We start from the raw sequence: 14960 nt of genomic DNA, 5'->3' as shown, positions 1-14960 counted from the left end.
CGCTGGCGTCGGTAGCCCAAAACGGCCATTAGCATTTCGAACTGTTCGTATGACGCAACCATCACGCCCGTCCGGCGACGCTCGCCCGTGCGGCGGCGCTCTGCACATCCACTTGGAGGGCCGGAATGGTGAACACGTCGATCACATCCCCGCTTGCAAGTCATAGAGCCTCCGAGCTGAAAAGGGCACTTCTTGATCTGCTGACGTCATGCTCCCACTGCGAGGCCTGATTGTGTATCCGTAGTTTCCGCTGAAAGGCCCGCAAATGCTGATAAAACCAACGAGCGGGAAACGTGCCTGCTTCATATGGACAAAAAAACGCGGCGCGGCCGTTGATCGGTCGCGCCGCGCCGCGTGTTGTCGGGCGGAATTGGAATTACCCGCCGATTATGCTGGTCCTGCCTGTGCTTGAGACGACTACTCCAACTCGAGCAGAACCTGGCCCTTGACGATCTTGTCTCCCGGCGCCACGTGGATGACCTTGACCTTCCCCGACAGCGGCGCCTTGATGCGGTTGTGCATCTTCATGGCTTCGAGAATCATCAAGGTATCGCCGGTGTAGACCGACATGCCGACTTGCGCGCTGACGCTCTCGATCGCACCCGGAATCTTCGCTTTGATAACCTTCGGATCCTGTTTCTCGAAGAGTTTGCGCTGGGCGAATTTCTTCGTCGTGCGCGATGCGAAGGTGCCGGACTCGAGCGCGATCTCGGTGAATTGTTCCTGTTCACTCACGCTTCTTCTCCCCCTTAGAACGGCGGCACGCCGTGTTTCCGATCCGGACGCGACTCTTCCTTGGTGCGCGCGAGTTGCAAGGCATGCACAAGGTAGGTGCGCGTCTCTTCCGGAGCGATCACGGCATCCACATACCCGCTCGATGCGGCAACGTACGGGTTGGCGAACTTGTCGGTGTACTCCTGTACCTTGAGCTTGCGCATTTCTTCAGGATTCGCTGCCGCCATGATCTCGCTGCGGAAGATGATGTTCGCGGCGCCTTCCGGGCCCATTACAGCGATTTCCGCGGTCGGCCAGGCGAAGACGAAGTCGGCGCGCAGGTGGTGCGAGCACATGGCGATGTAACCGCCGCCATAGGCTTTGCGCAGGATCACGGTGATCTTCGGCACGGTCGCTTCGCTGTAGGCGTACAGCACCTTCGCGCCGTGGCGGATGACGCCGTTGTGTTCCTGGTCGGACCCCGGCAGATAGCCCGGGATGTCGACGAGCGTCACGAGCGGAATGCTGAACGCGTCACAGAAGCGGATGAAGCGCGCGATCTTGTCCGAGGCGTCGATGTCGAGCACCCCGGCGAGGAAGAGCGCCTGGTTGCCGACGATGCCCACCGTTTCGCCATTGATACGGGCAAAGCCGATGATGGCGTTGGGCGCGAACAGTTCCTGAACTTCGAAGAACTCGGAGTCGTCGGCGAGCGAGCGCACGATGTCGCGCACGTCGAAGGGAATCTTCGAGTCTTTCGGGATCAGGTTCTCGATCTTGTACGACGCTTTGGGCGTCTTGGCCTCGATCATCGCCGCCTTGGCCCGGCTGTTGTTCGGCAGGTAGCCGACAAGCTTGCGGATTTGCGCGAAGCACTCGAGTTCGGAATTGGCGAAGAAATGTGCATTGCCGGCAGTTTCCGCCTGCACGCGGGCGCCGCCAAGGTCTTCCATCGAGATTTCCTCGCCGAGCACAGTCTTCACGACTTCAGGCCCGGTGATGAACATCTTCGAAATATTGTCGACCACGAAGACGAAGTCGGTCAGCGCCGGGGAATAGACGGCACCGCCCGCGCACGGCCCGAGGATCACGGAAATCTGCGGTACGACGCCGGACGCCAGCGTGTTGCGGTAAAAGATCTCGCCGTAACCGGCTAGCGAATTCACCCCTTCCTGGATACGGGCGCCGCCGGAGTCGTTGATGCCGATGATCGGCACGCCCATCTTGATCGCATGATCCATCACCTTGGTGATCTTGCGTGCGTGCATCAGTCCGAGCGAGCCGCCGGCCACCGTGAAGTCCTGCGCGTAGATGCATACCGGTCGGCCACCGATGGTGCCTGAGCCCGTAACCACGCCGTCGGCGGCGAGCTCCTTGTCGGCCATGCCGAAATCCTGGCATTTGTGTTCGACGAACAGGTCGTACTCGTGGAACGAGCCTTCGTCGAGCAGGGCGGCGATGCGCTCGCGCGCGGTCATTTTGCCCCCTGCTTTCTGCTTGCTGATGGCCTTCTCCCCGCCACCCAACGAGACGGTGGATTTGCGTTTGAAGAAGTCGAGAATTCTTGAAGTAAAAGACATAACGGCCACTCTCCTCTAGAGAAACTATTCTTTTGGAACGGTCGGTTGCGAAAAAGCCGGCAGTGTACCAGCAAAGACACTGCCGAAAACTGGGTCTTTTCGAAACTCAGTTCCTCGTTTTTCAGGTGTCATGCCGGGGGCGTCTACGTAGTTTCCGCCGATTGTTGCGCACTTTACGGATGCCCAAACGCGTGCGTCTCTGGGAACATTCCGAAGAATCCGGATGCGCCCATACTCGAAGAGCCAGAACTGACATGCGCACGTTGCTCGGGTCGATCCTGTTCTTTTTCCTGACTTTCTCGGCCCCTGGCTATGCCGCCATGGTGCTGACGTTCGGACACGCTCAGCCGCCCGAGCACCCGCGTGCCCGAGCCGCGCAACGCTTTGCGGAGACGATCAAGGAACGGACCCGGGGGCGCATCGTCATCGATGTCGCGGGAGCCGCCAGCGTCGGTGACGATGCGGCGATGATGAAGGCACTCGCCGACGGCAGCCTTGATCTGACCGCCAACAGCCAGGGAACCGTTTCTGCTGTCGTACCTGAATTCAGCGCCATCGGTATGCCTTTTCTGTTTGCGTCGCCGGAAGCGGCATGGCGCATCCTCGACGGTCCGGCCGGTCAAGTGCTGGCGCAAAAGGCAGCGGCCAAGGGACTCATCGTCCTCGGGTTCTGGGATAACGGCATTCGCCACCTTTCCAACGCGACTCGCCCGATCCGCGAGCCGGGCGATGTGAGGGGATTACGCATCCGTACGCCCGCCGACCCGGTTACGCAGGACGTGGTCGTCGCGCTCGGCGGCAAGCCCGTGGAGATGAAGTTCTCCGACGTGTATAACGCGCTGCTCCGGGGCGTTGTCGACGGCCAGGAGAATCCGCTGACCAATATTCTCAGCGCCAAGCTGTACGAGGTCCAGAAATACGTTTCGCTCACCGGGCACAAGTACGAAATCACGCCGCTTCTGATGAGTAAACGAGCCTGGGATGCGTTAACGGCCGCGGACCAGGCGATCTTTCGTGCCGCGGCGGAGGATGCGACGCGGTACCAGCGTCAGGTCATGCGGCAGGCCGAAGCCAACGCCCACAAGGATCTCGCGGCGCGCGGATTGCGCATCGACAAGGTGGATACGCGGCCTTTTGCCGCCGCTACGAGCAAGATCTACGACAAATGGTACGCCAGCCCGATCGGCGACTACGTTCGAATGGTCGTACAAGCGGCGCGGGCGGACCAATGAAGGTCAAGCCGGCGCTTGCGGTCGGGTTCGGGGCGGCGTTGGTTGCCGTTCTCGGTGTCGTCCTGCTGGCGTTTGTCATGCTTTCCGAACTCACGGCGCAGTGGAGTCACCTGTCGACGGTCGTGACGCATCGGCACCAGCTCATGCTGCGCGGGTCGCTGCATCTCGGGAATGCCGCGCTTTATTTTTCCAATTATCTGAACGAAGGCGGCAGCGACGCCGACCGCTTTGCCGGCGAGATGCAGGCGCTCGACGACACATTGCGTTCCTATGCCGACGTTGGGCCGTTGAGCGAGGAAGAAAAGAGGCTCCTCGACAGTTGCGCAGGGTATGCCCGGCTCTATCGTGAAGACATGGCGCGGGTCGTCGCTCTGCGTGCCTCGCAGTCGGACGCGGCCAACTTGCGGTTTGCAGTTCAGGGCGAGAACGACAAGATGTTGGCCCTCGCGATGCGCAAGCTCACCGATATCAACAACCGCAAGACGGAGGCCGCGGTTGAGGAACTCGACCGTCAGTTCCATCTCAGCCGATGGGGCCTCCTCGCCGCCGCGCTTGTGGCAGCTACCGGCGTCGTCGCCGTCGGCGTGCGGGCAACGCGGGCGGTGATGCGCAACGACAGCGAGCGCAACCGTGCACTGGAATCCATGCGCGCCGAGATCGCCGAACGGCAGCGTGCCGAGAAGGAACTTGAGCATTACAAGGATGGCCTTGAGCATCTGGTTGAAGAACGCACGGCGGAATTGCAAGAGGCCCGTGCAACGGCCGATGCAGCGAACATGGCGAAGTCCGGGTTCCTGGCCAACATGAGCCACGAAATCCGTACGCCGATGAACGCCATCATCGGGCTCTCCCAACTCGCTCTCGATACGTCCCTCGATGAGCAGCAGCGCGACTATCTGGCGAAGATCCTCAGTTCGTCGCGGGCACTGCTCGGGATTCTCAACGATATTCTCGATTACTCGAAGATCGAGGCCGGCCGCGTGGACATCGAATCGGTCGAGTTCTCGCTCGAGCAGATACTGCTCGCCACCGGCGACCTTTTTTCGGTGCGGGCCGAAGAAAAGGGCATCGAGCTTTTCATCGACGTCGCTCCCGACGTGCCGGACTATCTGATCGGCGATCCGTTGCGCCTGAGCCAGGTGATCAACAACCTCGTCGGCAATGCACTCAAGTTCACCGACCGAGGCGAGATCCACGTGCGTGCCGGCATTGAGGAGAAAACTGCCGATGCGGTGATTCTGCGCGTTTCGGTGCGCGACACTGGGATCGGCATCGGGCCAGACGAGGCCGCACGCTTGTTCCGCCCCTTCGTGCAAGCCGACGCAACGGTGACGCGGCGTTTCGGTGGGACCGGGCTCGGCCTCACCATCAGCAAGCGCCTCGTTGAGTTGATGCACGGCGAAATAGGGCTAAGCAGCGAGCCCGGTCGTGGCAGTACCTTTACCTTCACCGCCCGAGTCGGGGTTTCCACCGTTCCCCATGAATCGCGCCAGACAGGCCTTCGTCTGCACGACTTGAAACCGATGCGCTCTCTCGTTGTGGACGATCAGGAAACGTCGCTCCTGATCATGCGGCGCATCCTCGAAAGCTGGGGATTCGACGTGGCCACGACCGACTCCGGCGAGAAAGCGCTCGACCTCCTGGTGCGTGCTGCGGCAGACGGCGAACCGTTTAACTTGCTGCTGCTCGATTGGAAAATGCCGGAGATGAATGGCGTGGAGCTCGCGAACCGCGTGCGCAAGATCGCCGAGGATAATCCCGAGATCGACCACCCGCCGATGATCGTCATGGCGACCGCGTATAGCCGCGATGAACTGCGCAAAACGAAGGGCATTGCGGCGGTCGACGCCATACTCGGCAAGCCGGTCACCCAGTCGCTGCTCTTCGATACGCTGATCCGCCTGCAGAACCGGCCGCATGATCGTGCTGAAGCGGGGCCCGATCAATTCGCCGCAACGCGCACCACGCTCGACGGTATCCGTGGCGCCCGGGTGCTGCTAGTGGAGGACAACGAGATCAATCAGCAGGTGGCGCGCGAGTTCCTGGCCAAGGGTGGGCTCGACGTAACCGTTGCTGCCAACGGTCTCGAAGCGGTCGAATGGGTCGAACGTGAGCACTTCGACGCGGTGTTGATGGATGTGCACATGCCGGTCATGGACGGCTTGGAAGCGACGCGGCGGATTCGTGCCCTGCCGCGCGGTGCAGGCTTGCCGATCATCGCCATGACGGCGGCCGCGATGGCTCAGGACAGAGACGCCAGTGCCGCCGCCGGGATGAATGCTCATGTCGCCAAACCCGTCGATCCGCAAGAGCTCGCAACGACGCTTGCGCGGTGGGTCAAGCCGCGGGACGGTGCGGTAGCACCGGCCGTGCCGGTCGAGCCGCCACCGGCCGAGGCGGCTGACACCGAGTCCTCTCCGAAATCGGCCGTCCAGGTTCTGCAAGCGGCTCTGACCGGTGTGGCGGTGAGCGCCGCGCTCGCGCGCATGGCCGGAAACGTGGCACTTTATCGCAAGTTGCTCGCCTCGTACGCCGAACGCCAGCGCGATGCCGCGTCCCGCGTGCGCACTCTGCTTACCGAAGGCCGTACACGGGTGCTTTTCCGCGAGGCGCACAACCTCAAAGGCGAGGCCGGCAACCTCGGGTTTTCGGCCGTCGCTGCCGCGGCCAATACCGTCTGTCGCATCATCGAGTCGGGTGCGGACGAGACGCTGGTCGAAGCCACGGAAACGCTGGCCAAGGAATGCGACGCCATCCTGGCCGTGCTTTCTCGTCTCAAGCCGGCGGGCGAAACGGTTCAGCCGACTCTCGAAGGCGAAGCGGCCGGTTTCCCGACGTTGGCCCCCGAGCTTGAGCGGCTGGCCCATGAACTGCGCGCCAAGAGCTTCGACGCCCGCCGTTTGACTGGCGAACTGATTTCGCGCGCCCGTGGCGGCCCGCTGTCGGCTCGAATCGACGATATCGCGGGGGCCGTCCAGGAACTCAACTACGATGCTGCGCTCGCTTTGCTTGAGCACCTGCAAGATAGCGAACAGCGGAGAGGATCATGAAAGACGCCGTACGTCCACGCCTGCTCATTATCGACGATTCCCTGGGGAGCATCGAATTGCTCGGCGCTATCCTTGGTCAAGAGTACGCCGTCAGTTTTGCATCGAATGGTGCCGAAGGGCTCGATCTTGCCATGCGCCTGCTGCCCGATCTCATCCTGCTCGATGTGGTCATGCCCGGTATCGACGGCTTCGAAGTCTGCCGGAGCCTCAAGGCCAACCCTGCCACATGCGATATTCCGGTGATCTTCCTGTCCAGCCTTGAAAGCGCCGTCGACGAGGAATTTGGCCTCTCGCTCGGCGCGGGCGACTTCGTACACAAGCCGGTGACCCCTGCCGTCGTCCTGGCGCGGGTGCGCAACCACTTGCAGCTGGCGCGCACCAAGCGGGAGCTCCAATTGCATAACGACGAACTCGAGAAGCTCGTCGCCGAACGCACACGCGAGATCGTGCAACGTGATCAGCAGATCATCGCTGCGCAAACTGCGACGATCACGGCGTTCTGTACCTTGGCCGAAGCGCGCGATACCGACACGGGTAACCACATCAAACGCACCCAGCATTACGTTCGTGCGCTGGCCGAGGAACTACGTTCGCATCCCCGCTTCGCGACGGAGTTGAACGATGAGACGATTCCCCTCATCTTCAAATCGGCACCTTTGCATGACGTAGGCAAAGTAGCGATTCCCGATTCGATCCTGCTCAAGCCCGGCAAGCTCAATGCGAGCGAGTGGGAGATCATGAAGACGCATTGCGTCGCCGGGCGTAATGCGATCGCGGCGGCCTCGCGAGATCTCGGCGACAAGGAGTCCTTCCTCGGTTTCGCCCAAGTCATCGCCTACGGACACCATGAGCGCTGGGACGGCACCGGCTATCCCTGCGGGATCGCGGGCGACGACATCCCGGTGTGCGCCCGCCTGATGGCCCTGTCGGACGTCTACGACGCGCTTATTTCGCGACGCGCCTATAAGGAACCCTATTCGCATGACCAGGCGATGGAAATGATGACAGCAGAACGCGGTCGGCACTTCGACCCCGAGATGCTCGACGCAATGATTTCGATCGCCGATCAGTTTCACGCAATTGCCGAACACTACCGGGATAACGGCGTTGGCGAGGCGGGTGCCGTCCGGACCGCTGACGCGTATTCCTGAACCGCTGCCTATCGCCGCGTAGCTGTGTAGTTTCCGTTTCGATCGTCAGCACATTGAGGATGGAGCGCCGGCAGAGCCTCATCCCCTGGTGGAGTAGGGCGGCTTCCTTTGGAGGACTGAATTCCGGGAGAATGCTGGCATGTCTTCCGGGTGCATTCCTACGACGCGTGTTTTGATCTTGGCCGTCGCCGCGGCGCTGGTCAGCCTCCCCGCGCGTGCCTTGCCGTCGTTTGACGAAGTCCGGGCGGGTTACGCCGAGTCCGACGCGGTTCTGCTCGCGCGCGATGGACGGCCTTTGGCCAGCAAGCGCATCGACATGGCGCAGCGCCGTCTGGCCTGGACGCACATCGAGGATGTATCGCCGGCGTTGTTGCGCGCCCTGCTGGCTTCCGAGGACCGTGCCTTCTATCAACATTCGGGCGTCGATTGGTCCGCGGCTGCGGCGAGTGCGTGGCGCAACCTGTGGGCGTCGAAGACACGCGGGGCGAGCACGCTCACGATGCAACTCGTCGGGCTGCTCGACGATTTCGCTGCCGCCGACGCCCGACGCTCTGGGCGCCGCAGCGTCCCGGAAAAGCTCTCGCAAGCGGCACGCGCCTTGTGGCTCGAACGGCGCTGGACGAAGGACCAGATCCTCGAGGCTTATCTCAACCTCGCCGGCTTTCGCGGCGAAATGGTGGGCGTCGCGGCGATGAGTCGCGGGCTGTTCGGAAAGTGGCCCGACGGCCTCGACTCGCGCGAAGCCGCCGTAGCAGCTGCACTGCTGCGCGCCCCCGGCGCGTCGACGGCGCAAGTGGCCGGCCGCGCGTGCGGAGTCGCCCGAGCTGTGGAGGAGATGCGTCGCGACAGCCAGGCGGAGCGGAAAAGTGCAGCGACGGCCGGGAGTGACCGCACGCGGGACAGCGGTTCGGAAGCCAACGAAGTATGCGCAGGGATCGACGCCTTCACCCGGCTGGCGCTCGAGGGCGGCTTCCGCGACCGAGCGGGCGGTTGGCTGGGGGCCGAGCAATCGCCGGGCTTGGCGCCGCATCTTGCGCAACGTTTGCTGAGCGAACCCGGCGAACGCCGGCGCACGACGCTCGACCTCGATTTGCAGCGCTTCGCGACCGCTTCCCTGCAACGGCAGTTACGCGAGATTGCGCGACAGAATGCCGAGGACGGAAGCGTTCTGGTCCTCGATAACGTGTCGGGAGAAATTCTGGCGTGGGTCGGCTCCAGCGGCGGCTTGTCGGAAGCGCCGGAGGTCGACGGCGTCACGGCGCTGCGGCAGGCGGGCTCCACGCTCAAGCCTTTCCTGTATGCCCTGGCATTCGAGCGGCGCGACATGACCGCCGCGTCGCTCGTCGACGACTCCCCGCTCGCCGTGACGACCGGCGATGGACTATACGTCCCGCAGAACTACATGCCGCAATATCGCGGCTGGGTCAGCGCACGTACGGCGCTCGGCGGCTCGCTCAACGTGCCAGCGGTACGAACGCTGGTGCGTGTCGGCACCGACGCGTTTCGCGACCGCCTGCATGCGTTTGGACTGCGCAGCCTGAAGCAGAGCGGCGACTACTATGGATTCAGCTTGGCGCTGGGTTCGGCCGACGTGTCGCTGCTCATGCTTGCCAACGCCTATCGGGCGCTCGCGAACGGCGGTGTGTGGTCGCCCTTGCGTGTGACGCGCGACAAGGTGGCTCCGCGGTGCGCCGAAACGGGCTGTGAAGGCGTATTCGCCGGGGCCTCGCGACGGGTCGCGGCGGCCGCCCCGGTGTTCGTCGTCAATGACATCTTGTCCGATCGCGCCGCGCGCGTCGGTACCTTCGGCCTCGAATCGTGGCTCGCCACGCCGTACTGGAGCGCCGTGAAGACGGGCACGAGCAAAGATATGCGCGACAACTGGTGCGTCGGTTTCTCGGCGCGATATACCGTGGCCGTCTGGGTCGGCAACGCGGCTGGCGAAGCGATGCGCGACGTGTCGGGCGTCTCGGGCGCGGCGCCGGTTTGGCGCGAGGTGATGGACTGGCTGCACCGTGGCCGTCCGCCGGCGCGCGGACCCGCAAATACGCCGCCGGCCGACGTTCGCCATGTGCAGGTGCGTTTCGAGCCGGCGGCGGAAATCGGCGAAGCGGCAAGACAGGAGTGGTTCGTGAGCGGGACCGAACGCCGCGTCGTCCGTTTGGCCGAACGTCGCGCGTTGGCGCGCATCGCCTATCCGGGGCAGGGAACCATCGTTGCCCTCGATCCCGACATCCCGCCCGAACGGCAACGTATTGCCTTCGAACTATCGAGTCGTGCGGACTCGGGTTGGATGTGGCGTGTCGATGGCAAACCGGTCGGCCGGGCGGCGGATGGCGTACTGTGGCGGCCGTCGCCTGGGCGCCACCGCCTGTCGTTGGTCGATGCTCGCGGCGCCGAGCTTGAGAACACGACGTTCGAGGTTCGCGCCCTGCGAGGCCGGGCAGCGAAATGAGCGACCACTCTTTTCGCCTTGCCGGCCGTTACTAGACCGTTTGTTCGCCTACCGTCGCTGGTTCGGGGCGATTGCGTGCCGCCCAGACGACGCCGCCGATAAGCAGACCGATGCCGATAAGGATCAGCGGTTCAGGCCATTTCCCACGCAGCATGAACGCGTACGAGAGTGCCGACAGCGTCTCGAACACGATGAGCTGGCCGACGAGCGTTGTCGGCAGGCGCTGGCTCGCCTCGTTCCAGCAAAGCGTGCCCAGCCACGAGGCGAAGAGGCCGATCGCGAACATGAGGCCGAGAAAGGCGAGCGGTCGCGGGCCGAAAGGCATTGGGAACGGCAGGTCGAGGAAGTCCATTCCGATCCACGCCGCTGCGTAACCGAACAAGGCCAACGGCAGCGTCGTCAGCCCCTGCGCCGTTGCCCAGGCGCGCGGGCTGCGCCCCGGGTGGGCGCGCAGCCAGTCGGCGTTGCGCAGCGGGTACCATGTCCAGCAGGCGAGCGCCGCGACGGCGAGCGCGGCTCCGCTCGCATAGCGAAGCAGATCGGCCGTCGTGCCGTTGCCGAGAGAAGCGATCTCTCGCTGATTGACGCAAGCGATGCCGGCGGCGATCAGCGTCAACGACGGTGTCAGGCGACGCCACGGAAGCCGCCCGTCACGCTTCTGGTTGCGCACGTTGGCCGTAATCGCGATGACGACCGGCAGTGTGCCGATGATCATCGTCGGCACCAAACCACCGGCGCGCTGCAAGGCGCTGGCCAGGCAGAGGTAATAGATGAGGTTGCCGACAGCGGAGAGCTTTACCGCCTCCCACCAGTCTGCGCGGGACAGCTGAGCCAGCGCCTTCCGGTCCATCCAGCCCAGCGGCAGGGCGATCATTCCGAACGCCAGGTAGCGCCCGAACGAAAGCAGGAACGGCGGATACTCTGGGAGCAACAGCGGCGCGACGAATACGAGACCCCACATGAGGCCGGCGGCCAGCGCGTAGAGGATGCCGGTCAGCATGGCGGCGACCACCCGCCGGCCGCCATCACCCGGAGCGGTGTAGTTCTGCGTCGGCTAAGCGATAAATGCGTCATGCCGCCTCGGGCACCATACGATCGCGTTGAGCGAGGTCCGGGAACAGCCGTACCCAGCCGCCGGCGACGGCGAGCGTGCCGAGACCGCCGAAGATTACGGAACCCACGGCGCCGAAGAGCGCCGCCGTAGCCCCCGATTCGAATTCGCCCAGCTGATTCGAGGCGCCGATGAAGATTGTATTGACGGCGGCGACGCGGCCGCGCATTTCGTCCGGTGTTTCCAACTGCATCAACGTTTGTCGCGTGACGACGCTGACGTTGTCGGCGGCTCCCGTAATGGCGAGCGCGACCAGCGACAACGGCAGGCTCGTCGATACGCCGAACACCAGCGTGGCGAGCCCGAACACGGCCACCGCGCCGAGCAGACGCGGGCCGATGCGGCGCTGCAACGGCCAGCGGGCGAGCGCGATCGACATCACGAGAGCGCCCACAGCCGGTGCGGCGCGCAATAGGCCGAGGCCGATCGGGCCGGTACGCAGAATGTCGCGAGCGTAGATCGGCAACAGCGCTACAGCGCCGCCGAGAAGAACCGCAAAGAGGTCGAGCGAGATGGCCCCGAGCAGCACTTTGCGTTGCCAGACGAAAGCGACGCCGGCGAACACGGTCTTCCAATCCGCGGCGGAATGCGAAGGGCGGTGGTTGTATCGAACGGATATCGTGAATCCAAACGCGAGCGCGAACAGGACCACTCCGCAGAGATACACCCACTTCGGTCCTGCGGCATAAAGCGCGCCGCCGAGGGCAGGGCCGCAAATGATGGCCGCCTGGATGCCGCTGGTGGCGAACGCGATCGCGCTGGGCAGCAGATCCTGCGGTACGAGTTGCGGCGTCAACGCTTGTTGCGAAGGCATCTGGAATGCCCGGGCGACGCCGAGAAGCACCGATAGACCGAGGATCAGTTCACGCGAGACGAAGCCGCCGATGGTCGCGGCGGCCATCAACCCAGCCACAACGGTTTGCCCCGCCATGCACGCGGCGAAAATGCGGCCGCGGTGCAGGCGATCGACGACGTGGCCGGCCGGCAAGGTCATTACGAGCGCTGGAACGAACTGGAACAACCCGACGAGTCCGAGATTCCATGCGCTGTTGGTGACGTCGTACATCTGCCACGCCAGCGCCACCATCATCATCTGGTTGGCCGTCGTACCCGCCAGTCGGGCCAGCCAGAAACGCACGAAGGAACGGTGGGCGAGCAGATCGGACAGGCGGGCGGAGGACATCCGGGCATTGTACCAGCGGCCCTCGGCGGCCGTCGCGCCGGGTCGGGCGAAGAGCGCTCAGATCGGCCCGTCCGGGGTTCTCAAAACGCGTGATCGGTTTCGGAAACTTGCGGCGCGCTGCGCTTTCAAACGAACAAGCGCATCAGCGACATCTTGGATCCCTTTATGGCCACTGTTCCAGGAATCGATACTCGCACCCCCGTGTTCAGCGTTCCAGCGCCGGCCGTCGTAGAGTCGGCGCGTACGGCCTTGGGTGCCGGTGCCGTGGCTTTCACCGGCAACGTTCTCGGGCAGGGATCGACCGTCGTCGAGCTTTCGGCGAGCGGCCAGCTTTACTCGGCCGTCAGCATTTTTCAGGAACGCATGGCGGCTCTCCGTAGTGGATCGAGCGGCACAGGTATCGGGCAGGGGTTCGGCGGCGATCTCGCAAGCCTGGCGGCAAAAACGCAGTACCTGGCGGACGCTTTCAACACGGCACGCACGACGGCATTGAATACGAGTACGGTGTCGACGCTCGGCGGGAGTAGCGGACTAGCCGCCTCCTTCTCGCGGGCGTTGGAAACCGGGGCGCAAGCGAGCTACACCAACGGCGGCTCGTCGTTGACGCGGCTCGAACAGATCGGCCTCGGCTGGGCGCCGGATGCGAGCGGACTACCTGCATTGCGCGTCGATATGGATAAGCTGCGCGCCGCGTATGCCGCTGATCCCGAGGGCGCGTTTTCACTCGTTTCCGAAGCAGCGGGCGCGTTCGAACAGGTGGCGGGCGAGACGGCGAGTCAGGCACGCGGTTCGTTCGCGACGCTCGACACATTGGCTCAGCTCGGTCTTGCCGGGCAGCTACTCGGCGGTACGGCAGAAACGACGCCGGGAGCATCGACACCAACGGCAACGGATTTCGCGGGCCTGCTATTGCTCGAATCGCTGCGTGGCGGAGGTGCCAACGGTGCGACGGCACTGCAAAGCCTGCTCGCCATCAATCAATTCAACCTGGTGGCATCGATCACCGGATAGCCTGGGCGCCTCGGTCCGCGCCTGGCAATCGCGGCCCTGCGTCTTTTTCCCGGCCTCTTGTCAGCGACGTTCCTCTGGCCGATACTCCCGGCATTTCGTCGTTCTCATGACATTGTTTTCCCGCCGATGTGAAAGACGGGGCTTCTGCGAGAGTGTTGGAGGAAACCATGAAATCCTTGTCCTTGGCGATTCTGCTCGGCGCCTGCGCGTTCCACGCCGGTACCGTCCAGGCGCAGGGGGTCTATATGACGCCGGGCGAGAAGGGCCCGGTCTTTTCCGACAAGCCGCGGCCCGGGGCCAAAGAAGTGACGTTGCCGCCGCTGACCGTGATGCCGGCCCCCAAGGTGGCTCCGTCAGCACCGGCCGCGGAAGCGGCCCCAGCACCGGCTACGCCGCCGGTTGGCGCTATCGTGCCGCCACCCGACGCACCTCCCCCAGGGTACCGTCAATTCTCGGTGGTCTATCCCGAAAACAACGGCAGCATCGTCGCCAATACGGCGGTTTTCGACGTTCGCCTCGCTGTCGATCCGCCGTTGCGGGTCGGTGATGGCCACGCCTTCGTGCTGCGCATTAACGGTCGGCCGGTCGCACGCCGGTTTACGTCGACGGAAATCATGGTTCCGCCAGAGTTTTGGGGCGATACGCTGCCGCCGCCCAATCAATTGACGCAGGTCGATGCGAGCATCGTGGACAATAGCGGGCAGGTCGTGATGAACACCGAGCCGGTGCTGTTCTACTTGCGTTATGCGACGGTGCTCAACCACACGCCAAGAAGGCCGTTGCCGCCGCCGGGCCATGTGACGCCGCCGCAGAACAACGGCAAAACGGGGACACCGCCCAGCGGGCTTGGCCGCGAGCCGAAGATGAAAAAACTCGACTAAGGGCTGGCGCCAGACCGCCGGCAAACAGCCATCAGGCGGGTCGCGTTAACCGGCGGATTGTCGGCGGCGACTCGACCCGTTTCAGGGTCCCCTGGAAGAGCGCCTCGATCACCGGCGGCGCGTTCCAGCGCTCGTCGCGAAAGCTGAGTCGAACTTCCTCGACCAACGCGCCCTTCCAGTAGTAGTTCGAGACCCTGTCCAGCATTTCCAGGTCGAGACTGTGCGGCAGGCGCAGGTAGTCGAGCCAACTCGAATCGTGGAACGACACCACGTATGAACCTTCGCTACGCACGTGGATCAAGGATTTACCTTGCGCCCGCTCCGGATGTTTGGCGCGGAAAGCCTCGGCGTCTACGCGGGTCGCGAAAAGGAGAAGCGCGTGCAGCCGGCTTGGAAAGTTCGTATACAGGCGCTGCCGGTAATATTCCAGATGGTACTCGGCGAAATAGTTCTGCGCTGTCGTGAACTGGTCATCGGGTAGCGGCGTGCCGAACGGGTTTCCAGTCAGCACGTCCCAGCCCGGCAGTGCGGCCTCCGCACCGAGCCAGACGTAGAGTTCCAACGGTGCGCTGTCGCGAATCAGGTGATTCAT

11 protein-coding genes are annotated in these 14960 nt (G+C 63.7%); 6 read left to right on the top strand and 5 right to left on the bottom strand.

What is annotated here, in order from left to right; all coding sequences use genetic code 11:
* Positions 1-417: 417 nt before the first annotated feature.
* Complete coding sequence (locus tag NZ453_RS22015; RefSeq protein WP_263768756.1) at positions 418-735, bottom strand: acyl-CoA carboxylase biotin carboxyl carrier protein subunit; 318 nt, start codon at positions 733-735, stop codon at positions 418-420.
* Positions 736-749: 14 nt separating this feature from the next.
* Positions 750-2294, bottom strand: coding sequence for an acyl-CoA carboxylase subunit beta (locus NZ453_RS02595; protein ID WP_263768755.1), 1545 nt, complete (start codon positions 2292-2294; stop codon positions 750-752).
* Positions 2295-2548: 254 nt separating this feature from the next.
* On the opposite strand from NZ453_RS02595, the gene NZ453_RS02590 reads away from it, so the two are divergent.
* From NZ453_RS02590 to NZ453_RS02575, 4 genes are all read left to right on the top strand, one after another.
* Complete coding sequence (locus NZ453_RS02590) at positions 2549-3526, top strand: TRAP transporter substrate-binding protein (RefSeq protein WP_263768754.1); 978 nt, start codon at positions 2549-2551, stop codon at positions 3524-3526.
* Entirely contained in the window at positions 3523-6576 is a 3054-nt protein-coding gene (locus tag NZ453_RS02585) for a hybrid sensor histidine kinase/response regulator (protein WP_263768753.1), read from the top strand. Before NZ453_RS02590 ends, NZ453_RS02585 begins: the two co-directional genes overlap by 4 nt.
* The gene (locus NZ453_RS02580; protein ID WP_263768752.1) at positions 6573-7727 is read left to right on the top strand and encodes a response regulator; all 1155 of its coding nucleotides are present in this window, start codon (positions 6573-6575) and stop codon (positions 7725-7727) included. The genes NZ453_RS02585 and NZ453_RS02580 overlap by 4 nt, the downstream gene beginning before the upstream one ends.
* 139 nt (positions 7728-7866) lie before the next feature.
* A complete protein-coding gene (locus tag NZ453_RS02575; RefSeq protein WP_263768751.1) occupies positions 7867-10182 on the top strand; it encodes a transglycosylase domain-containing protein in 2316 nt (771 codons plus the stop codon).
* 31 nt (positions 10183-10213) lie between these two features.
* On the opposite strand, the gene NZ453_RS02570 is transcribed toward NZ453_RS02575, so the two are convergent.
* Positions 10214-11182, bottom strand: coding sequence for a DMT family transporter (locus NZ453_RS02570; RefSeq protein WP_263768750.1), 969 nt, complete (start codon positions 11180-11182; stop codon positions 10214-10216).
* 70 nt (positions 11183-11252) lie between these two features.
* Positions 11253-12476, bottom strand: a complete 1224-nt coding sequence (locus tag NZ453_RS02565; protein WP_263768749.1) for an MFS transporter — start codon at positions 12474-12476, stop codon at positions 11253-11255.
* Between the two features lie 165 nt (positions 12477-12641).
* On the opposite strand from NZ453_RS02565, the gene NZ453_RS02560 reads away from it, so the two are divergent.
* Both NZ453_RS02560 and NZ453_RS02555 read left to right on the top strand, forming a co-directional pair.
* Positions 12642-13487: a hypothetical protein gene (locus NZ453_RS02560; protein ID WP_263768747.1), complete on the top strand. Its 846-nt coding sequence runs from the start codon at positions 12642-12644 to the stop codon at positions 13485-13487.
* A 167-nt stretch (positions 13488-13654) separates the two neighbouring features.
* Positions 13655-14368 (top strand): hypothetical protein, encoded by a 714-nt coding sequence (locus NZ453_RS02555; RefSeq protein ID WP_263768746.1) that lies wholly within the window; start codon positions 13655-13657, stop codon positions 14366-14368.
* Positions 14369-14399: 31 nt separating this feature from the next.
* Here the strand turns inward: NZ453_RS02555 and NZ453_RS02550 are convergent, their stop codons facing one another.
* Entirely contained in the window at positions 14400-14960 is a 561-nt protein-coding gene (locus NZ453_RS02550; RefSeq protein ID WP_263768745.1) for a hypothetical protein, read from the bottom strand.

This window comes from Propionivibrio soli (assembly GCF_025770765.1).
GTDB classification, from domain to species: Bacteria; Pseudomonadota; Gammaproteobacteria; order Burkholderiales; family Rhodocyclaceae; genus Propionivibrio; species Propionivibrio soli.
This window is presented reverse-complemented; position numbering and strand designations above follow the sequence as displayed.